Here is a 21,003-nt window from a genome sequence, read left to right on the forward strand (position 1 = left end):
TAGGGAAGTTTCATGGAACCATTAATTATCAAACTGGGTGGTGTACTCCTTGATAACGAAGAAGCGTTAACACGCTTTTTCACAGCATTACAACAATATCGTTCAACACACTCTCGCCCTTTGGTCATCGTACATGGTGGTGGCTGTTTGGTGGATGAATTGATGGGTAAATTGCAATTACCGGTCGTGAAAAAGCAAGGCCTGCGTGTTACACCCGCTGATCAGATAGACATCATTACAGGAGCACTGGCCGGAAGTGCCAATAAGACCTTGTTATCGTGGGCAACTCAATTTGGGCTTAATGGCGTGGGACTTTCTTTGGGTGATGGACAATTAGCGAAAGTCACTCAAATCAATGAAGAGTTAGGCCATGTAGGAAATGCAACTCCCGGCTCTCCTGATTTACTTAATTTATTACTGGGTGCGGGCTATCTACCTATTATCAGCTCTATCGGTATGACTGAGAAAGGTGATCTGATGAATGTCAATGCAGATCAAGCCGCAACCGCTATCGCAGAAACATTGGGTGCTGATTTAGTGTTGCTTTCAGATGTCAGTGGCATTTTAGATGGTAAAGGTCAAAAGATAGCAGAGATATCAGCCGAAAAAGCACAGACATTAATTGACCAAGGTATTATCACTGACGGCATGATTGTGAAAGTAAATGCCGCGTTAGAAGCGGCAAAAACACTCGGAAAACCCGTTGAAATTGCTAGTTGGCGCCATGCTGAAAAACTAACTGCACTGTTTAATGGTGTTGCAGTAGGAACCCGTATTTTAGCTTAAAAATAACTCTAGAAATCTTATCACTATTTGATAGTTGGCTGAATTTAAACAAATTAGGAATTGAAGGTTATCACTATGACTAAAGGCATTAAGAAAATTGTACTAGCGTACTCAGGTGGATTAGATACTTCGGCGATCATTCCTTGGTTAAAAGAACATTACGATAACTGTGAAGTTGTTGCTTTTGTTGCAGATGTTGGACAAAGCCGTGATGATTTAGTTGGCGTAGAACAAAAAGCGTTAGCGTCAGGAGCTTCTGAGTGTTATATCGTTGATTTACGTGAAGAGTTTATCAAAGACTATGTTTATCCTGTATTAAAAACAGGTGCTTTATATGAAGGTAGTTACTTATTAGGTACTTCAATGGCACGTCCTGTTATTGCTAAAGCACAGGTTGAGTTGGCATTAAAATTAGGTGCTGATGCTGTTGCTCATGGTGCAACAGGTAAAGGTAACGATCAGGTTCGTTTTGAAAGCACTTATGCGGCACTTGCTCCACAACTTAAAGTCGTTGCGCCTTGGAGAGAATGGGATTTACGTTCTCGTGAAGCACTGCTGGATTATCTGAAAGTTCGTAATATTCCCACTACGGCTACACTTGAGAAAATTTATAGTCGTGATGAAAACGCATGGCATATCTCAACGGAAGGTGGTGTGTTAGAAAGCCCATGGAATGCGTCAAATGAAGATTGTTGGGCATGGACTGTCGATCCTAAGAAAGCGCCAGAGACACCAGAATTAGTCACTGTTACAGTAAAAGCGGGTGAAGTTGTCGCGGTAAATGGTAAAACACAATCACCTTTTGAATGTTTAGATACATTAAATACATTAGGTGTTAAGCATGGTATCGGACGTATTGATATTGTTGAAAACCGTTTAGTGGGAATGAAATCTCGTGGCTGCTATGAAACTCCAGGGGGCACTATCATGATGGCTGCTCTGCGTGGTGTTGAGCAACTTGTTCTTGATAGAGATGCGTTTAAATGGCGTCAACAACTTGGTTTGGAGATGTCGTATGTGGCTTATGACGGTCGTTGGTTTACGCCAATCCGAGCTTCACTACAAGCAGCTGCTGAATCGCTGGCAAAAGAGGTGAATGGCGAAGTAGTTTTAGAGCTTTATAAAGGCCATGTGAATGCCATTCAGAAAAAATCAGAAAATAGCCTGTACTCTGAGGAATTTGCAACCTTTGGTGAAGATGAAGTTTACGATCACAGTCATGCTGAAGGTTTTATCCGTTTATATTCTCTGCCATCACGTATTCGTGCGCTGAGCAAGAAATAACATCAGGCAATAGAGTGGTGCTAACAAGCATCACTCTCACTCTTTTTTATTACACAGAATAAAACAGGAAGCGATTATGGCACTCTGGGGTGGACGTTTTAGTCAGGAAGCTGATCAACGGTTTAAACAATTCAATGATTCACTGCGGTTTGATTTTCGACTGGCACAACAGGATATCTTTGGCTCAGTAGCTTGGTCTAAAGCGTTAGTTACAGTGGGCGTATTATCGCAAGATGAACAAGCTCAAATTGAGCAAGCTTTAAATGAATTATCAGAAGAAGTAACAGCAAATCCACACTCTATTTTGCAAAGTGATGCAGAAGATATTCATAGTTGGGTTGAAAGTAAGCTTATTGCTAAAGTTGGCGATTTAGGTAAAAAATTACATACAGGTCGTAGCCGTAATGATCAGGTCGCAACAGACTTAAAATTATGGTGCAAAGAAGAGGTCATTCATCTTCGCCAGGCGATTGTTGAGTTACAAAAAGCTTTAGTCATTACGGCAGAACAAAATCAAAATGCTGTGATGCCGGGTTATACCCATTTGCAACGCGCTCAACCAGTAACATTCGCACACTGGTGTTTGGCCTACAATGAAATGTTAGCTAGAGATGAAAGCCGTTTAGCCGATGCTTTGAAACGTTTGGATATCAGTCCGCTGGGATGCGGTGCATTAGCGGGTACAGCTTATGATATCGATCGTGAACAATTAGCGGGGTGGTTAGGTTTTGCGAGTGCAACTAATAATAGCCTAGACAGTGTATCTGACCGTGATCATGTATTGGAGCTATTATCTTCCGCATCTATTGGGATGGTGCATTTATCTCGTTTTGCTGAAGATTTAATTTTCTTTAATAGTGGAGAAGCAGGCTTTATTGAATTATCAGATAAAGTGACTTCAGGTTCATCATTAATGCCTCAAAAGAAAAACCCTGATGCGCTTGAGCTTATCCGTGGAAAATGTGGACGTGTTCAAGGTGCATTAACAGGCATGATGATGACCTTAAAAGGTCTGCCTTTGGCTTACAATAAAGATATGCAAGAAGACAAAGAAGGGTTGTTTGACGCGCTTGATACTTGGTCTGACTGTTTGCATATGGCAACACTGGTGCTTGATGGCATTCAAATTCGTCGCTCTCGCTGTGAAGAGGCCGCTAAACAAGGTTACGCTAATGCCACAGAGCTTGCTGATTATCTTGTTGCTAAAGGCGTGCCATTTCGTGAAGCGCACCATATTGTGGGTGAAGTGGTTGTTTGTGCGATTGAGCAAGGTAAAGCCATTGAAGAGCTTCCTCTTTCTGAATTACAGATGTTTAACGATAAAATCACGATTGATGTGTACGATATTTTATCGCTTCAATCATGTTTAGATAAGCGTCTTGCAAAAGGTGGTGTTTCTCAAAAACAGGTCACTTATGCGATAGAAAAAGCAAAAGAAACATTAAGTATGGATAAATAAAAAGAGTTTATTTAAGACAACTTACTGTTATTCCATAAGAACAGGGGATTTATTGCCCTGTTTTTTTATTTTGAATTGCCGATAATATCTGTGTTCATCTTGAATTCTTTAGAATATGAAGTAATTAGATTTGTTTATTAAAAAATATCAAAAAAGAGAGACAGAATAACATTCGACTGATAGAAAAATTTATCAGTTGCTATATTATCTATAGACATTAACTATCAGCAATAAATGTGGGATCTGCAATGAATATCCGTGATTTGGAATATCTGGTGGCTCTAGCTGAGCATAAACATTTTCGCCGTGCGGCAGATTCTTGCCATGTGAGTCAACCAACATTAAGTGGCCAAATTCGTAAGCTTGAAGATGAACTGGGTGTAATGTTGCTTGAACGAACTAGCCGTAAGGTTCTGTTTACGCAACAAGGTTTGTTGCTGGTGGATCAAGCGAAAACCGTTCTACGTGAAGTAAAAGTGCTACAAGAAATGGCTTCATTGCAAGGTGAAAGTATGGCTGGCCCTTTACATATTGGACTTATTCCTACTGTCGGCCCTTATTTATTGCCCCATATTATTCCTGAATTGCATAAAAACTATCCTAAGTTAGAGATGTACCTTCATGAAGCACAAACTCATAGCTTATTAGCTCAATTAGATAGCGGAAAGCTCGATTGTGCAATTTTAGCAATGGTTAAAGAGAGTGCGCCGTTTATTGAAGTGCCTCTATTTGAAGAGCCAATGAAATTAGCGATTTATGAAGGACATCCGTGGCATGAACGTGAGTCTGTGCCAATGGGCGATTTAGCGGGTCAGCGTTTATTGATGCTAGAAGATGGGCACTGTTTACGGGATCAAGCGTTAGGGTTTTGCTTCCAAGCGGGCGCAAAAGAGGATACTCATTTTAGAGCAACGAGTTTAGAGACATTACGTAATATGGTCGCTGCGGGTAGTGGAATAACCCTATTGCCTGATTTATCAGTACCTCAAGAGCAGAAACGTGATGGAGTTTGTTATCTAGAATGTACTGATCCCAATCCATCACGTTCTATTATTTTGGTTTATCGTCCCGGATCGCCTTTGCGTAATCGTTATGAACAGTTAGCAGAGACAATCCGTGAACATATGACCGCATTTTATGCAGAAAAACAGAGTGCGTTAAAATAAGCGGTTTAAACCATTAAGTGCAGCAACACGATAGGCTTCTGCCATTGTTGGATAGTTGAAGGTCGTATTAACGAAATATTCGATAGTATTACCTTCACCTTTTTGTTCCATAATTGCTTGGCCAATATGAATAATTTCTGCTGCGCGTTCGCCGAAGCAGTGAATACCTAAAATTTGCTTGGTTTCACGGTGGAAGAGAATTTTCAAACTCCCTACATTCATACCTGCTATTTGTGCTCTTGCCAGATGTTTAAACTGAGAACGACCCACTTCATAAGGGATTTTCATTGCAGTGAGTTGTTGCTCTGTTTTACCTACAGAACTAATTTCAGGAATGGTGTAGATCCCAGTTGGAATATCCTCAATCAAGTGTGTTTCTGATTTTCCCGCTGTGATTGCCAAAGCCGCAATACGCCCTTGATCATAAGCAGCTGAAGCCAGACTTGGATAACCAATGACATCCCCTACGGCATAAATGTGTTCACAACTGGTTTGGTAATGGGCGTTAACAGAAACGAGCCCACGACTATCTGTTTTAATACCCACATTTTCTAAGCCCAGCAGATCCGTATTTCCTGTTCGGCCATTTGCGTAGAGTAGGCAATCTGCTTTGACTTTTTTACCTGATTTTAGGTGAACAATAACACCATCATCGACGCCTTCAATGCTTTCGTATTCTTCATTATGACGAATAACAATGCCGTTATTCCAGAAGTGATAAGAAAGTGCATCAGACATCTCTTGATCAAGGAAAGACAAGAGGTGATCACGAGTGTTGATTAAGTCTACTTTTACTCTTAATCCTCTAAAGATAGAGGCATATTCACAACCAATGACACCCGCGCCATAAATAATGACATGGTGAGGCTCATGCTCTAAATCAAGTATAGTGTCACTGTTATAAATACGAGAATGAGAGAAATCAACATCAGGTGGGCAGTAAGGGCGAGAGCCCGTTGCAATAATAAAGCTATCAGCAGAGAGAATATCGCAAGTACCATCAGGGTAACGTACGCTGATCCTGCGCTCGTCAATAAATGCGGCTTCACCCGAATACATTGTACAATTATTGCGTTCGTAGAAACCTTGACGCATTTTAGTCTGCTGACTAATCACGGTACTGGCTTGACGAAGTATTTGAGAAAAAGAGGAGTTAATAAGACGAGATTGGTCGCTATAAAGTGGGTTTTGATTAAACTCGATAATGCGACTTACTGCATGGCGTAGGGCTTTGGAGGGAATAGTGCCCCAATGCGTACAGCCACCACCAACTTTGTTATAACGTTCTATAACTGCGACGCGTTTTCCTTGTTTAACAAGCCCCATGGCCGCGCCTTCACCGCCAGGACCTGAACCGATAACAATGGCATCGAAATGAGAATGTTGCATAGGAAGAGACCTGTTTTATACAAACCGACAACGCTATATTAACATTAGAATGAATAATAGCCCAATTGACATTAAGGGCATTAGTCACACTTTGTTGAGTTTTTATGAGAATGTGTCTTTAGAGATGATTGTACGCACTGCTTTTTTAACAAAGTTTGATATATTGAGCATAAACCAAATTAGGATTATCAGGATTTCTGTGAGTAATAATATTGGCATCAGAGCTAAACAAAAAGAAAAAACCCGTCGCTCTTTAATTGAAGCTGCCTTTAGCCAACTGAGTGCTGAACGTAGCTTTACCAGCTTAAGCTTACGAGAAGTAGCTAGAGAAGCCGGTATTGCGCCTACCTCATTTTATCGCCATTTTAAAGATGTGGATGAACTTGGGCTGACAATGGTTGATGAAAGTGGATTGATGTTACGTCAACTGATGCGGCAAGCACGTCAACGCATTGCGAAAGGTGGCAGTGTTATCAGAACATCAGTAGCTACTTTTATGGAATTCATTGGCAATAATCCTAATGCGTTTCGATTATTATTACGTGAGCGTTCTGGGACTTCGGCGGAATTTCGTGCCGCAGTCGCACGAGAGATCCAACATTTTATTGCAGAACTGGCAGACTACCTTGAGCAAGAAAGTCATATGCCACGTTATTTTACAGAAATGCAATCTGAAGCAATGGTCACTATTGTATTTAGTGCAGGCGCAGAAGCACTGGATATTGATATTGAAAAGCGTCAACAATTAGAAGAAAGATTAGTTTTACAACTGCGTATGATTGCTAAAGGTGCTTATTATTGGTATCGACGCGAGCAAGAGACGCAAACACCTCTACAAGATAACCCAGAAATAAAGAAAAAAACGCATCAGAAAGGAGACAAATGATGGAACAAAATCGCTGTGAAAAAAGCACGCTATTACTTGCCACAGTCATTGGTGTCGCTTTACATGGTACTTATTCAAGTTTTTTTAATCCGTTTATTGAGACGTGGTCAGTTTTCCCACTAATCAGTTTAATCTTGGCAGTTTACTGTTTATATCAGCGTTATTTAAATCAACCTATGACCGATGGTATGCCTAAGCTGATTTTTTCATTCTTTTTATTAGGCCTATTCGGTTATAACGCTTACACCAGAACAGCTAACCCTGAATGGGGTTCAAACTTTTTCTCTTCTGTTTGTATTGTTATTGTTGCGTTGTGGATTTATCGTCAATTTAAACAGCGCCAACGCTTACGTCTACAGGCCGAAGAAGCTGAAAGAGCATCACAAGCAGAACAGTACTAGTCTGTACTTATCTCTTTGTTGTAAACACAGCGAAATTTTGACACCAGCAAGTTATCTTGCTGGTGTTTTTTGTTTTTATTCGGGTTATTAAAGGATTTTTTACTCTAAGAAGAGAAATAAGCAGTTATCTTTTTTCCAATAACACACCACATTCCATATGATGGGTGTATGGGAATTGATCGAATAAAGCTAATTTACTGATTTTATGTGTTTTTATTAGAGTCTCTAAATTTTGACACAGTGTTTCTGGGTTACAAGAGATGTATAAAATGCTAGGATAAGTTTTAACCAGCTCTACAGTTTTCTCATCTAAACCACTGCGAGGTGGATCGACAAAAATAGTTTCACATTGGTAATCTTTTAAATCAATTCCTTCTAGACGTTTGAATTCTCTTACTCCATTCATTGCTTGCGTAAAATCTTCTGCAGACATACGAATAATTTTTACATTATCAATGTGGTTCATTGCTATGTTGTATTGCGCGGCATGAACAGATGGCTTTGCAATTTCTGTTGCTAGCACACGCTCAAAATTACGTGCGAGCGCTAATGAAAAGTTGCCATTACCACAATACAATTCAAGCAGATCACCTTTCGCGTTTTCTGTTGCCTTTAATGCCCATTCCAACATTTTAATATTGACCTGAGCATTAGGTTGCGTGAAGCTATTTTCAACTTGGCGATAAATCATCTCTTTACCCGCAACAGGTAACACTTCATCAATAAAATCGTTGTCGAGCATAATTTTTGTTTTATATGCGCGGCCGATTAACTGCACATCAAAGCCTTGAGCAATTAAGGCCTGGCGTAATGTTTGTGCTTCTTGTTGCCAAGTTTCATCAATTTTCTTGTGATACAGCAAAGAGACAATAATTTTATTACTTAACGTAGAAAGATAATCAATCTGAAATAGTTTCTTTCTAAGTGTTGGCTTGTCTTTTATTTCTGCCAATAAGGCAACCATCATTTTATTAATAAGCTGGCTGGCAACGGGAAATTGGTCAACACGAATACGCTGCTTAGTCTCTTGGTTAAACATAATATGATAGAGAGAATCTTCTTCATGCCAGATACGGAATTCCGCACGCATACGATAATGCTGTTCTGGTGATGAAAAAACCTCCGCTTCAGGCGCATTAAAAGGAGCCATCATCGTTTGTAGACGTTGTGTTTTTTCATTCAGTTGAGACTGATATGTTTGCGTTGGTAATGAATTCTGCATGGTATCTCGCCTTTTTTTTGGCAGTAATAAAGTTAAGCGAGCGAAATTGTAGAGATCCTCATGAAGATGTCCAGTATTCTTCATGTTCAATTTCTGGACTCAGTGAAGTTGAAATCGTAGCATAGCTGTTCGGCCTCCTTTATAGGAGTGAAAAGGGAATCTGGTGCAAAGCCAGAACTGACGCGCAGCGGTAATAGGATCAAGGATAATAAAAGACACTGCAAAGCACTCATATAAGTGCGGTGGGAAGTCATTATCTTAAATACACAAAATTGTTTATTTAACCTAGAGTCCGAAGACCTGCCGAAGACCTGTCGCATCTTAAATTAAATACGCGCTTTATTTAATTTTGGCGGCATCCTGCTACTTATTCTGTTGGATGCAGATTTTCATGAATAATAAAAAAGTTTTCTTTATTTCAAGTATAGCTTCGAGTGTGGCTTTGAGTGTAATGGTGAGCAGTTTTAGTGCGTTTGCTAATAACAGCGATACATTAAGTGTGACTGCAAACCGCTTTCAAGAGCCGAACTCTTCTATTTTAGCGCCTATCACCGTTGTTGAACGTGAACAGATTGATCGCTGGCAGAGTAATAGTGTGATTGATGTATTACGTAGAATGCCGGGTATTGATGTGGGACAAAATGGTGGAATAGGGCAGATGAGCTCTATTTATGTGCGTGGCGCTGAATCTCGACATGTACTTATCTTAGTGGATGGTGTGCGTTTAAATCAGGCTAATGTGTCTGGCAGCTCTGATATTAGCCAAATTCCCCTTTCTCTTGTTCAACGAATTGAATATATAAGAGGGCCTCGTTCTTCTGTTTATGGTTCCGATGCAATTGGTGGTGTGATTAATATCCTCACAGAAAGAAAAACGGAAGGAGGAACGCTTAACGCCACAATGGGTTCTCATGGCTACCAAGAATATGATGGATCTGTAAAACAGAAAGTCGGGGACAGAACGACATTAACGGCAGCAGGAAGTTATCTCTATACCAAAGGCTATGATGTAGAAGCAAATGGGAATACAGGTGGGCATCCACAACCTGATCGTGATGGTTTTATGAATAAATCGTTGTGGTTAGGGGCCAATCACGATATTAACGATAATGTTTCTATATATGCACGTGCTTATGGTTTTGATAATCGTACCGCTTATGATGCTTATTATGACAGTTATAACGATGTCTTAACGGATACAAGAGCACTGTTTAGCCGCACCTATGATGGTGGCGTGAAATTTAATCGCGATAACTACTCTTCTTCTTTAAATACCAGTTATAACTACACCAAAGATTATGACTATGATCCTCGTTATGGTCGTTATGGTAAAGGAAGCCGTTTTACTAACTCTGAACAATATAATGTGCAGTGGGGAAATCACCTTTTATTAGGTAATGGCAGTGTCGGTGGCGGTATAGACTGGCAACGTCAATCTATTAAAGCGGGCTCTAACGGATTCCCTAATAAAGAACACTTCGACAATACCGGCTTATACCTCACAGGACAGCAAAAATTAGGTGAGATTATCGCCGAAGCGTCTGTACGTTCTGATAATCATTCAGAGTATGGTTGGCATACCACTTGGCAAACGAATTTAGGTTGGGAATTTGTTGAGGGCTATCGTGTCATTGGGGGATATGGTACTGCATTTAAAGCGCCGACCTTGATGCAACTTTATAGTGAGTGGGGAAGTAATCCTGATCTGCAACCTGAAAAGAGCAAACAGTGGGAAGGTGGCTTTGAAGGATTAACGGGGCCGTTAGCATGGCGAGTCACTGCGTATCGCAATGATATTGATTCTTTGATCCAAGGTGAATCTAACAATCCATATCGTAATTACAATGTTGGAAAGGCATTAATTAAAGGTGCCGAATTTACAGGAGAAATGGATACATGGTTTTTCCATCATACCTTTAATTACCAATATATAGATGCAAGAAATAAAGAAACGCACCAACGTCTTGACCGTCGTGCTCGTCAACAGTTGAAATATCAACTTGATTGGCAAGTTGAGAAACTCGATATGGGAGTGACTTACCAATATATTGGCCAGCGCACGGATAAAGATTACGGCACGTATGAGAATGTTTCTTTAGGTGGAGTGAGTCTTTGGGACTTAACTGCATCATATCCTATTACATCACATCTATCGATTCGTGGTAGAATAGCTAACCTGTTTGATAAAGATTATGAGACAGCTTATGGCTATCGCACACCAGGACGTGAATACTTCCTTACAGGAAGCTACAACTTCTGATGCACAACTTACCGCTAACCCTACTGTATTAGTTTTTGATTCAGGGGTTGGCGGTTTATCTGTTTATCGTGAGATCCGTGAAAAATTACCGGATGCTCACTATATCTATGTTTTCGATAATGAAGCTTTCCCTTATGGGGAAAAATCTCAAGAGTTTATTATTGACCGTGTTGTTCGTATCGTTAGTGTGATTGCTGAAAAGCATGATCTTGCGGCAATTGTTATTGCCTGTAATACAGCCAGTACGGTAAGCCTTCCTGCTTTGCGCGCTAAGTTTACCGATATTCCTATTGTGGGAGTTGTGCCCGCCATCAAGCCCGCTGCAAAATTAACGTGTAACGGTGTAGTTGGATTATTAGCGACGAGAGCAACAGTTAAACGGCCTTATACCCATGAACTGATAGAACGCTTTGCAACTGATTGCAAAGTTCACTCTTTAGGTTCGGCCGAGCTGGTGGAATTAGCTGAAAAGAAATTGCACGGTGAAAAAGTCTCTCTAGATGAGCTACGTAAGATTTTAGCACCTTGGCTAAAAATGAAAGAGCCACCCGATACTGTAGTATTAGGTTGTACGCATTTTCCTTTATTAGCAGAAGAACTACTTTCTGTTTTACCTGATGGCACCCGAATTATTGATTCCGGTGCTGCAATTGCACGAAGAACTGCGTGGTTGGTCGTAAATCAAGCGAAAATTAAGGGTTCAAATGAAATTAGCTTCGCTTATTGTCTAAAAGAAGATGAGAATAGCGAATTACTAAAACCTGTTTTAGCAAGCTTTGGTTTTGAATCGCTCAGAAAACTAGCGCTTTAAGTGCAATTTGGTGGAAAATCCAACGGTCAGTAAAAAAACTCAAAAAAAGTGTTGCCAGCTTCACAAAACTCCCTATAATGCGCCCTCGTTGTCACGGCAAACCGCGCTAAGTGAGTTAGCCGAGAGAACAAAGAAAAAAAGTGAAAAGCCTTGAAAATAAACGCTTGACACTGAATGAGGAAGATGTAGAATACGCCTCCTCGCAACAACGCAGAAGACCGGAAACGGCAGCGACTGTTGCACTGCTCTTTAACAAATTATCAGACAATCTGTGTGGGCACTCGCAGAGACGATATCTTCTAAAATATTAGATGTATCAAGTCTTGAAGAGTGAACAACAAAAGTAAATTCATTTATGAATAGCTAAGTTTTCGATTTCTTTGAGCATCAAACACTTTTAATTGAAGAGTTTGATCATGGCTCAGATTGAACGCTGGCGGCAGGCCTAACACATGCAAGTCGAGCGGTAACAGGAGAAAGCTTGCTTTCTTGCTGACGAGCGGCGGACGGGTGAGTAATGTATGGGGATCTGCCCGATAGAGGGGGATAACTACTGGAAACGGTGGCTAATACCGCATGACGTCTACGGACCAAAGCAGGGGCTCTTCGGACCTTGCGCTATCGGATGAACCCATATGGGATTAGCTAGTAGGTGAGGTAATGGCTCACCTAGGCGACGATCTCTAGCTGGTCTGAGAGGATGATCAGCCACACTGGGACTGAGACACGGCCCAGACTCCTACGGGAGGCAGCAGTGGGGAATATTGCACAATGGGCGCAAGCCTGATGCAGCCATGCCGCGTGTATGAAGAAGGCCTTAGGGTTGTAAAGTACTTTCAGCGGGGAGGAAGGTGATAAAGTTAATACCTTTATCAATTGACGTTACCCGCAGAAGAAGCACCGGCTAACTCCGTGCCAGCAGCCGCGGTAATACGGAGGGTGCAAGCGTTAATCGGAATTACTGGGCGTAAAGCGCACGCAGGCGGTCAATTAAGTCAGATGTGAAAGCCCCGAGCTTAACTTGGGAATTGCATCTGAAACTGGTTGGCTAGAGTCTTGTAGAGGGGGGTAGAATTCCACGTGTAGCGGTGAAATGCGTAGAGATGTGGAGGAATACCGGTGGCGAAGGCGGCCCCCTGGACAAAGACTGACGCTCAGGTGCGAAAGCGTGGGGAGCAAACAGGATTAGATACCCTGGTAGTCCACGCTGTAAACGATGTCGATTTAGAGGTTGTGGTCTTGAACCGTGGCTTCTGGAGCTAACGCGTTAAATCGACCGCCTGGGGAGTACGGCCGCAAGGTTAAAACTCAAATGAATTGACGGGGGCCCGCACAAGCGGTGGAGCATGTGGTTTAATTCGATGCAACGCGAAGAACCTTACCTACTCTTGACATCCAGAGAATCCTTTAGAGATAGAGGAGTGCCTTCGGGAACTCTGAGACAGGTGCTGCATGGCTGTCGTCAGCTCGTGTTGTGAAATGTTGGGTTAAGTCCCGCAACGAGCGCAACCCTTATCCTTTGTTGCCAGCGCGTGATGGCGGGAACTCAAAGGAGACTGCCGGTGATAAACCGGAGGAAGGTGGGGATGACGTCAAGTCATCATGGCCCTTACGAGTAGGGCTACACACGTGCTACAATGGCAGATACAAAGAGAAGCGACCTCGCGAGAGCAAGCGGAACTCATAAAGTCTGTCGTAGTCCGGATTGGAGTCTGCAACTCGACTCCATGAAGTCGGAATCGCTAGTAATCGTAGATCAGAATGCTACGGTGAATACGTTCCCGGGCCTTGTACACACCGCCCGTCACACCATGGGAGTGGGTTGCAAAAGAAGTAGGTAGCTTAACCTTCGGGAGGGCGCTTACCACTTTGTGATTCATGACTGGGGTGAAGTCGTAACAAGGTAACCGTAGGGGAACCTGCGGTTGGATCACCTCCTTACCTAAGAGATACGTGTTATGTGCAGTGCTCACACAGATTGTCTGATGAAGAACGAGCAAAAGCGCGTCTGCGAAGCTGACAAGAGTCCCCTTCGTCTAGAGGCCTAGGACACCGCCCTTTCACGGCGGTAACAGGGGTTCGAATCCCCTAGGGGACGCCAATTGCGCGGTATGAGTGAAAGGCGTACCACACTATAGTCTGATGCAAATCAGAGAATAGTTAAGATAATTTTAGCAAGTTATTTTAACTATTATGCTCTTTAACAATCTGGAACAAGCTGAAAAATTGAAAACAAATCAATATATCACCGAGGTATATTGATGAGTCTCTCAAAATCTCAAACTTTGAATGTGTTTTCGACATCGAAGTGGGATGAGCGAGCAATTTACAGTTCGAGGCGGCCAGCGCACAGCCAGCGCAACATACATGAGTATGTGAGCATGGCGAGCACTGCCCAACGACGAAATGTAATCTGCGCAGCCATCACCACCCAGACGTCTTCAAGAAAAGACATCTTCGGGTTGTGAGGTTAAGCGAATAAGCGTACACGGTGGATGCCTAGGCAATCAGAGGCGATGAAGGACGTGCTAATCTGCGATAAGCGTCGGTAAGGTGATATGAACCGTTATACCCGACGATTTCCGAATGGGGAAACCCAATATCCAATGGATATTATCATGACGTGAATACATAGCGTCATGAAGCGAACCGGGAGAACTGAAACATCTCAGTACCCCGAGGAAAAGAAATCAACCGAGATTCCCCTAGTAGCGGCGAGCGAACGGGGAACAGCCCAGAGTCTTAATCAATAGCAGCATCAGGAGAACGGTCTGGAAAGTCCGGCAGTAAAGGGTGATAGCCCCGTATCTGAAGATGCTGTTATTGTGAACTCGATGAGTAGGGCGGGACACGTGTTATCCTGTCTGAATATGGGGGGACCATCCTCCAAGGCTAAATACTCCTGATTGACCGATAGTGAACCAGTACCGTGAGGGAAAGGCGAAAAGAACCCCGGCGAGGGGAGTGAAAAAGAACCTGAAACCGTGTACGTACAAGCAGTAGGAGCCTCTTTATGGGGTGACTGCGTACCTTTTGTATAATGGGTCAGCGACTTATATTCTGTAGCAAGGTTAACCGTATAGGGGAGCCGTAGGGAAACCGAGTCTTAACTGGGCGAATGAGTTGCAGGGTATAGACCCGAAACCCGGTGATCTATCCATGGGCAGGTTGAAGGTTGGGTAACACTAACTGGAGGACCGAACCGACTAATGTTGAAAAATTAGCGGATGACTTGTGGATGGGGGTGAAAGGCCAATCAAACCGGGAGATAGCTGGTTCTCCCCGAAAGCTATTTAGGTAGCGCCTCGTGAACTCATCTTCGGGGGTAGAGCACTGTTTCGACTAGGGGGTCATCCCGACTTACCAACTCGATGCAAACTGCGAATACCGAAGAATGTTATCACGGGAGACACACGGCGGGTGCTAACGTCCGTCGTGAAGAGGGAAACAACCCAGACCGCCAGCTAAGGTCCCAAAGTCATGGTTAAGTGGGAAACGAAGTGGGAAGGCTCAGACAGCCAGGATGTTGGCTTAGAAGCAGCCATCATTTAAAGAAAGCGTAATAGCTCACTGGTCGAGTCGGCCCGCGCGGAAGATGTAACGGGGCTAAACCATGCACCGAAGCTGCGGCAGCGACACTATGTGTTGTTGGGTAGGGGAGCGTTCTGTAAGCCTGCGAAGGTGTACTGTGAGGTATGCTGGAGGTATCAGAAGTGCGAATGCTGACATAAGTAACGATAATGCGGGTGAAAAACCCGCACGCCGGAAGACCAAGGGTTCCTGTCCAACGTTAATCGGGGCAGGGTGAGTCGACCCCTAAGGCGAGGCTGAAAAGCGTAGTCGATGGGAAACGGGTTAATATTCCCGTACTGGTGGTAACTGCGATGGGGGAACGGAGAAGGCTAGGTTGTCCGGGCGACGGTCGTCCCGGTTCAAGCATGTAGGCAGAGTGATTAGGCAAATCCGGTCACTTAATGCTGAGGTGTGATGACGAGCCACTAAGGTGGTGAAGCAATTGATGCCCTGCTTCCAGGAAAAGCCTCTAAGCTTCAGGTTACCAACAATCGTACCCCAAACCGACACAGGTGGTCAGGTAGAGAATACTCAGGCGCTTGAGAGAACTCGGGTGAAGGAACTAGGCAAAATGGTGCCGTAACTTCGGGAGAAGGCACGCTGGCGGTAAGTGAAGTCCCTCGCGGACGGAGCCGAAGCCAGTCGAAGATACCAGCTGGCTGCAACTGTTTATTAAAAACACAGCACTGTGCAAACACGAAAGTGGACGTATACGGTGTGACGCCTGCCCGGTGCTGGAAGGTTAATTGATGGGGTTATCCGTAAGGAGAAGCTCTTGATCGAAGCCCCAGTAAACGGCGGCCGTAACTATAACGGTCCTAAGGTAGCGAAATTCCTTGTCGGGTAAGTTCCGACCTGCACGAATGGCGTAATGATGGCCAGGCTGTCTCCACCCGAGACTCAGTGAAATTGAACTCGCTGTGAAGATGCAGTGTACCCGCGGCAAGACGGAAAGACCCCGTGAACCTTTACTATAGCTTGACACTGAACATTGAGCCTTGATGTGTAGGATAGGTGGGAGACTTTGAAGTGTGGACGCCAGTCTGCATGGAGTCAACCTTGAAATACCACCCTTTAACGTTTGATGTTCTAACCTAGGTCCATAATCTGGATCGGGGACCGTGTCTGGTGGGTAGTTTGACTGGGGCGGTCTCCTCCTAAAGAGTAACGGAGGAGCACGAAGGTTGGCTAAGCATGGTCGGACATCATGCGGTTAGTGCAAAGGCATAAGCCAGCTTGACTGTGAGAGTGACGGCTCGAGCAGGTACGAAAGTAGGTCTTAGTGATCCGGTGGTTCTGAATGGAAGGGCCATCGCTCAACGGATAAAAGGTACTCCGGGGATAACAGGCTGATACCGCCCAAGAGTTCATATCGACGGCGGTGTTTGGCACCTCGATGTCGGCTCATCACATCCTGGGGCTGAAGTAGGTCCCAAGGGTATGGCTGTTCGCCATTTAAAGTGGTACGCGAGCTGGGTTTAGAACGTCGTGAGACAGTTCGGTCCCTATCTGCCGTGGGCGTTGGAAGATTGAGAGGGGTTGCTCCTAGTACGAGAGGACCGGAGTGAACGCACCACTGGTGTTCGGGTTGTCATGCCAATGGCATTGCCCGGTAGCTAAGTGCGGAAGAGATAACCGCTGAAAGCATCTAAGCGGGAAACTTGCCTCGAGATGAGTCTTCCCTGTCACCTTGAGTGACCTAAAGGAACGTTTAAGACTAAGACGTTGATAGGCTGGGTGTGTAAGCGTAGCGATACGTTGAGCTAACCAGTACTAATGAACCGTGAGGCTTAACCTGACAACACCGAAGGTGTTTTGTCTGAGAGACAGACAGTAGATGAAGTAAGCTTGTTTAAGATTGACATTACTGGCGACTGACCGAAAGGAAGGAAGCGGGTAATAAACCGAATTTGCTTGGCGGCCATAGCGCAACGGTCCCACCTGATCCCATGCCGAACTCAGAAGTGAAACGTTGTAGCGCCGATGGTAGTGTGGGGTCTCCCCATGTGAGAGTAGGGAACTGCCAGGCATTAAATTTAGGCTGTGTCAGCCGGTGACAATAAGCCACTAGTGCTGATATGGCTCAGTTGGTAGAGCACACCCTTGGTAAGGGTGAGGTCCCCAGTTCGAATCTGGGTATCAGCACCAATAAAAAATTTATTATAACTGCAAAACAGACAGTTATAAATACCGAATTTGCTTGGCGGCCATAGCGCAACGGTCCCACCTGATCCCATGCCGAACTCAGAAGTGAAACGTTGTAGCGCCGATGGTAGTGTGGGGTCTCCCCATGTGAGAGTAGGGAACTGCCAGGCATTAAATAAGACGAGAAAGCCAACCCAATGGGTTGGCTTTTTTGCGTTTAAGACATTTAAAATACAAATATATTTTCTCTCTTCTAATCACTTATCACTTTGCTATCCTCGACGATGCTTGGCTGTTAAACTAAGCTATCAGCTAAATGAGGTAGACTTTCATGAAAGAATCGGTTTCATTGCAAGCATTTAATACATTTGGTTTGAGAGCAAAAGCTCACCAAATAGAAACTGCAAATAATAAAGATGAGCTTTGTACATATTGGCAAAATGCCCATGAGAAGAGATTACCAACCCTTATTCTAGGTGGCGGTAGTAACGTACTATTTACTGAAGATTTTAATGGTATTGTTATCCGTAACTGTATTGCAGGTATTGAAATTACTGAAGATGCACAATATTGGTCTGTTCATGTTGGCGCTGGCGAGAGTTGGCATTCGCTTATTGAATATCTGTTAGAAAAAAACATCTATGGACTGGAAAATTTAGCGTTGATCCCAGGCAATGTTGGTTCTGCGCCAATACAAAATATTGGTGCTTATGGTAAAGAGCTGAAAGATGTTTGTGCCTACGTTGACATTGTTGAATTAAGTACAGGTAATATTAGCCGACTAACAAATGAAGAGTGTGAGTTTGGTTATCGCGATAGCATTTTCAAACATCATTATCAGCAAGGCTTTGCTATTATTGCTGTCGGTTTACTACTAAGTAAAAAATGGGAACCTATTCTTACTTATGGTGATTTATCAAAATTATCATTAGAAACTGTTACACCAAAGGATGTGTTCGAATCTGTATGCTTAATGAGAACGAGCAAGCTACCAGATCCGGAAATAACGGGTAATGCTGGAAGCTTTTTTAAAAATCCGATTGTTGATATTCGTATTGCACAACAATTAAAAACAGAATATCCATTTTGCCCTCAATATGTACAGCGAGATGGTGTGAAGCTTGCCGCTGGTTGGTTGATTGATCAATGTGGTCTTAAAGGGCATCAAATTGGCGGTGCGGCAGTCCACACTAAACAAGCGCTGGTACTTATTAATAAAGAAGGTAATGCGACAGGTGAGGATATTGTGAGCTTAGCTGCATATATTCGCCAGAAAGTCTCAGAACGCTTCGGTGTAAAATTAGAGCCAGAAGTTCGCTTTATTGGCCAATATGGCGAAATCAATGCTGTGGATGCTATTTCATGAAAGAAACACCAACTCCTTTATTATTAATTAAAATTCTTGCTGATGGAAATATTCATTCAGGAGAGCAATTAGGCGAAAGTTTAGGAATGACTCGCGCAGGCATTAATAAACATATTCAGACATTGCGTAGCTGGGGTATCGACGTTCAGACGGTTGCAGGAAAAGGTTATCAATTAGATGCGCCAATGAACTTGCTGAACGCAGATATTGTGAATCAGAATATTAAAGGTGAGCCAGCTAGCGTTATTCCTGTTATAGATTCTACAAATCAGTATTTGATCCAACGTATTAGCGAATTAAAATCGGGTGATGTCTGTATTGCTGAATATCAGTCTGCTGGACGAGGTAGAAGAGGACGCCAATGGATTTCGCCTTTTGGTAGAAATTTATATTTGAGTATGTATTGGAAACTCGATCAAGGACCTGCGGCAGCAATAGGACTGAGTTTAGTTGTTGGCGTTATTATGGCCGAAGTATTACAAAAACTTGGTGCAGATGGCGTTAAAGTAAAATGGCCTAACGATCTCTATTTAAATGATAAAAAGCTTTCAGGTATTCTTGTTGAATTAACAGGGAAGACGGGTGATGTTGCTCATATTGTAACGGGTATTGGTATCAATATTGCGATGAGTAAAAATCAAAATGAAGTAATTAACCAACAATGGATTAATTTAGAGCAAGTTGGTATTAGGATTGACAGAAATGAACTTGCTTGTGAAATTACTAATGCATTAAGAGAAGCATTTACTCAGTTTGAAAAACAAGGGTTATCTATCTTTATAGAACGTTGGAAAAGTTTAGATAACTTTATGCATAGACGGGTAAAACTCATTATCGGTGAAAAAGAAATCTTTGGCATTGCTAAGGGTATTAATGATCAAGGAGCTTTACTTTTAGAGCAAGATGGTAAAGTTACACCTTATATAGGTGGTGAAATTTCACTAAGAAGTGCATCGTAATGTTTTAAATTGCGTCGAATGTCTGAATTGAAAAAGCTTTCTCTAATGGGAAAGCTTTTTTGTTATTTATATTATTAAATCTATTTAGAGCTAGAAGAAATTAGCAAATAATTGTTCAGTTTTACTTACGTAATCTAACGTTACTAATTGTATGATTATGACCTTTGGTTAAGATCAAACTTGCTCTTTCTCTTGTTGGCAAAATGTTTTGTTTTAAGTTTAATCCATTAATTTCTTGCCAAATGGATGAGGCTATTTCTATAGATTCTTCTCTGCTTAATTTAGAGTAATTATTAAAATACGATTCAGGATCAGTAAATGCACCTTCTCTAAATTTTAAAAAGCGACTGATATACCAGTGTTTTAGTAATTCTTCTTCAGCATCAACATAAATAGAAAAATCTACATAATCTGATACGAAAACATTATGTGGGTCATGAGGGTAATCTTGATTGCTCTGTAATACATTCAATCCTTCAAGAATTAAGATGTCAGGTTGCTCAATAACCTGTTTCTTATCTGGAATGATGTCATACACTAAATGAGAATAGACAGGAGCTGTCACTTGTTTCTTACCTGATTTTATATCAGAAACGAAAGAGACGAGGCTATGCATATCATAGGATTCAGGAAATCCTTTTTTCTTCATTATCCCACGTTTCTTTAACTCTGCATTAGGTAAAAGAAAACCATCAGTAGTAATTAAATCTACTTTACGATGTTCTGGCCAACGCGTTAAAAGTGCTTGTAGCAAGCGAGCTGTCGTACTTTTACCAACAGCAACACTGCCCGCGATACCAATAATATATGGAATTTTAGCGCTTCTTGTGCCAAGAAATTGCTCTAAGACGGCTTGACGGCGTAAGTTAGAGCTAATGTAAAAATTGAGTAATCTTGAAAGAGGAAGATAAATCTCAATAACATCATCAATGGAAATTTCTTCGTTAATTCCTTTTAAGTCTGCAATTTCTTTCTCTGTTAGCGTCAAAGGAACGGAGTCTCTTAACGTTGCCCAGTGCTTTCTGTCAAATTCTAAATAAGGGGTTATAAAGCGTTCTTTGTTATTCATAAGCCAACATCTGCCTAGTCTTCGCAGGTTGGACAGGCTGTTTAAAACACCCGTATCCGATAAAAAATAAACAGCATCATAACGAGTCATGCTTCATTGGCGTAGATATTTTTAAAATTTTTCTACTTTTTTTGACGCGAACTGAATAAATTTGTAAAAAAAGTATAAAAAATAGACATGAAAATTATTTTTTAGCGTAGACTAGTGAGTGCGTAATGAATTTTTTT

At 42.4% G+C, this 21,003-nt stretch carries 13 protein-coding genes, 2 tRNA genes, 4 rRNA genes and 1 riboswitch; of the genes, 16 read left to right on the forward strand and 3 right to left on the reverse strand.

Translation table 11 applies throughout. The features are described from left to right. Nucleotides 1-12 precede the first annotated feature (12 nt). The 4 genes from argB (at nucleotide 13) to oxyR (ending at nucleotide 4,695) form a co-directional block, all read left to right on the forward strand. Complete coding sequence (gene argB, locus GTH24_RS00515; protein WP_072070610.1) at nucleotides 13-786, forward strand: acetylglutamate kinase; 774 nt, start codon at nucleotides 13-15, stop codon at nucleotides 784-786. Nucleotides 787-861: 75 nt separating this feature from the next. Continuing rightward, the gene (locus tag GTH24_RS00520; RefSeq protein ID WP_072070609.1) at nucleotides 862-2,070 is read left to right on the forward strand and encodes an argininosuccinate synthase; all 1,209 of its coding nucleotides are present in this window, start codon (nucleotides 862-864) and stop codon (nucleotides 2,068-2,070) included. Between the two features lie 76 nt (nucleotides 2,071-2,146). After that, on the forward strand, nucleotides 2,147-3,529 hold the full coding sequence (argH, locus tag GTH24_RS00525) for an argininosuccinate lyase (protein ID WP_072070608.1): 1,383 nt from the start codon (nucleotides 2,147-2,149) through the stop codon (nucleotides 3,527-3,529). Nucleotides 3,530-3,777: 248 nt separating this feature from the next. Continuing rightward, nucleotides 3,778-4,695 carry a DNA-binding transcriptional regulator OxyR gene (gene oxyR / locus GTH24_RS00530; RefSeq protein WP_072070607.1) on the forward strand — a complete coding sequence of 306 codons (918 nt, stop codon included), beginning with the start codon at nucleotides 3,778-3,780 and terminating at the stop codon, nucleotides 4,693-4,695. Here oxyR and sthA read toward each other — a convergent pair. After that, nucleotides 4,687-6,084 carry a Si-specific NAD(P)(+) transhydrogenase gene (gene sthA, locus GTH24_RS00535; protein ID WP_072070606.1) on the reverse strand — a complete coding sequence of 466 codons (1,398 nt, stop codon included), beginning with the start codon at nucleotides 6,082-6,084 and terminating at the stop codon, nucleotides 4,687-4,689. The genes oxyR and sthA overlap by 9 nt on opposite strands. A 199-nt stretch (nucleotides 6,085-6,283) precedes the next feature. Between sthA and fabR the strand changes: the two genes are divergently transcribed. Continuing rightward, a complete protein-coding gene (fabR, locus tag GTH24_RS00540; RefSeq protein ID WP_072070605.1) occupies nucleotides 6,284-6,970 on the forward strand; it encodes an HTH-type transcriptional repressor FabR in 687 nt (228 codons plus the stop codon). After that, complete coding sequence (locus GTH24_RS00545; protein WP_072070604.1) at nucleotides 6,970-7,371, forward strand: YijD family membrane protein; 402 nt, start codon at nucleotides 6,970-6,972, stop codon at nucleotides 7,369-7,371. The genes fabR and GTH24_RS00545 overlap by 1 nt, the downstream gene beginning before the upstream one ends. A gap of 124 nt (nucleotides 7,372-7,495) precedes the next feature. Here the strand turns inward: GTH24_RS00545 and trmA are convergent, their stop codons facing one another. Further along, a complete protein-coding gene (gene trmA, locus GTH24_RS00550) occupies nucleotides 7,496-8,593 on the reverse strand; it encodes a tRNA (uridine(54)-C5)-methyltransferase TrmA (protein ID WP_072070603.1) in 1,098 nt (365 codons plus the stop codon). Nucleotides 8,594-8,706: 113 nt separating this feature from the next. Beyond that, nucleotides 8,707-8,915: riboswitch (cobalamin riboswitch) on the forward strand. A gap of 69 nt (nucleotides 8,916-8,984) precedes the next feature. On the opposite strand from trmA, the gene btuB reads away from it, so the two are divergent. The 10 genes from btuB to birA all read left to right on the forward strand — a co-directional run bounded on the left by btuB (nucleotide 8,985) and on the right by birA (nucleotide 19,707). Further along, complete coding sequence (btuB, locus tag GTH24_RS00555; protein WP_072070602.1) at nucleotides 8,985-10,853, forward strand: TonB-dependent vitamin B12 receptor BtuB; 1,869 nt, start codon at nucleotides 8,985-8,987, stop codon at nucleotides 10,851-10,853. After that, a complete protein-coding gene (gene murI, locus GTH24_RS00560) occupies nucleotides 10,798-11,664 on the forward strand; it encodes a glutamate racemase (RefSeq protein ID WP_072070601.1) in 867 nt (288 codons plus the stop codon). The genes btuB and murI overlap by 56 nt, the downstream gene beginning before the upstream one ends. A 398-nt stretch (nucleotides 11,665-12,062) precedes the next feature. Next, a 16S ribosomal RNA gene (locus tag GTH24_RS00565) occupies nucleotides 12,063-13,605 on the forward strand. Between the two features lie 84 nt (nucleotides 13,606-13,689). Next, nucleotides 13,690-13,765 (forward strand) — tRNA-Glu (locus tag GTH24_RS00570). Between the two features lie 367 nt (nucleotides 13,766-14,132). Continuing rightward, nucleotides 14,133-17,035 (forward strand): 23S ribosomal RNA (locus tag GTH24_RS00575). A 115-nt stretch (nucleotides 17,036-17,150) separates the two neighbouring features. After that, nucleotides 17,151-17,266, forward strand: a 5S ribosomal RNA gene (gene rrf / locus GTH24_RS00580). Nucleotides 17,267-17,309: 43 nt separating this feature from the next. Continuing rightward, a tRNA-Thr gene (locus GTH24_RS00585) sits at nucleotides 17,310-17,385 on the forward strand. A 51-nt stretch (nucleotides 17,386-17,436) separates the two neighbouring features. Continuing rightward, nucleotides 17,437-17,552 (forward strand): 5S ribosomal RNA (rrf, locus tag GTH24_RS00590). Together the 16S, 23S and 5S rRNA genes with 2 tRNA genes alongside form the textbook arrangement of a ribosomal RNA operon. Nucleotides 17,553-17,713: 161 nt before the next feature. Then, nucleotides 17,714-18,748 carry a UDP-N-acetylmuramate dehydrogenase gene (gene murB / locus GTH24_RS00595; RefSeq protein WP_164525839.1) on the forward strand — a complete coding sequence of 345 codons (1,035 nt, stop codon included), beginning with the start codon at nucleotides 17,714-17,716 and terminating at the stop codon, nucleotides 18,746-18,748. Beyond that, entirely contained in the window at nucleotides 18,745-19,707 is a 963-nt protein-coding gene (gene birA, locus GTH24_RS00600) for a bifunctional biotin--[acetyl-CoA-carboxylase] ligase/biotin operon repressor BirA (protein ID WP_164525840.1), read from the forward strand. The genes murB and birA overlap by 4 nt, the downstream gene beginning before the upstream one ends. 121 nt (nucleotides 19,708-19,828) lie before the next feature. Here birA and coaA read toward each other — a convergent pair whose 3' ends face one another. Next, nucleotides 19,829-20,776: a type I pantothenate kinase gene (coaA, locus tag GTH24_RS00605; RefSeq protein ID WP_072071181.1), complete on the reverse strand. Its 948-nt coding sequence runs from the start codon at nucleotides 20,774-20,776 to the stop codon at nucleotides 19,829-19,831. Between the last annotated feature and the right edge of the window lie 227 nt (nucleotides 20,777-21,003).

The organism is Proteus vulgaris, assembly GCF_011045815.1.
Lineage (GTDB): Bacteria > Pseudomonadota > Gammaproteobacteria > Enterobacterales > Enterobacteriaceae > Proteus > Proteus vulgaris_B.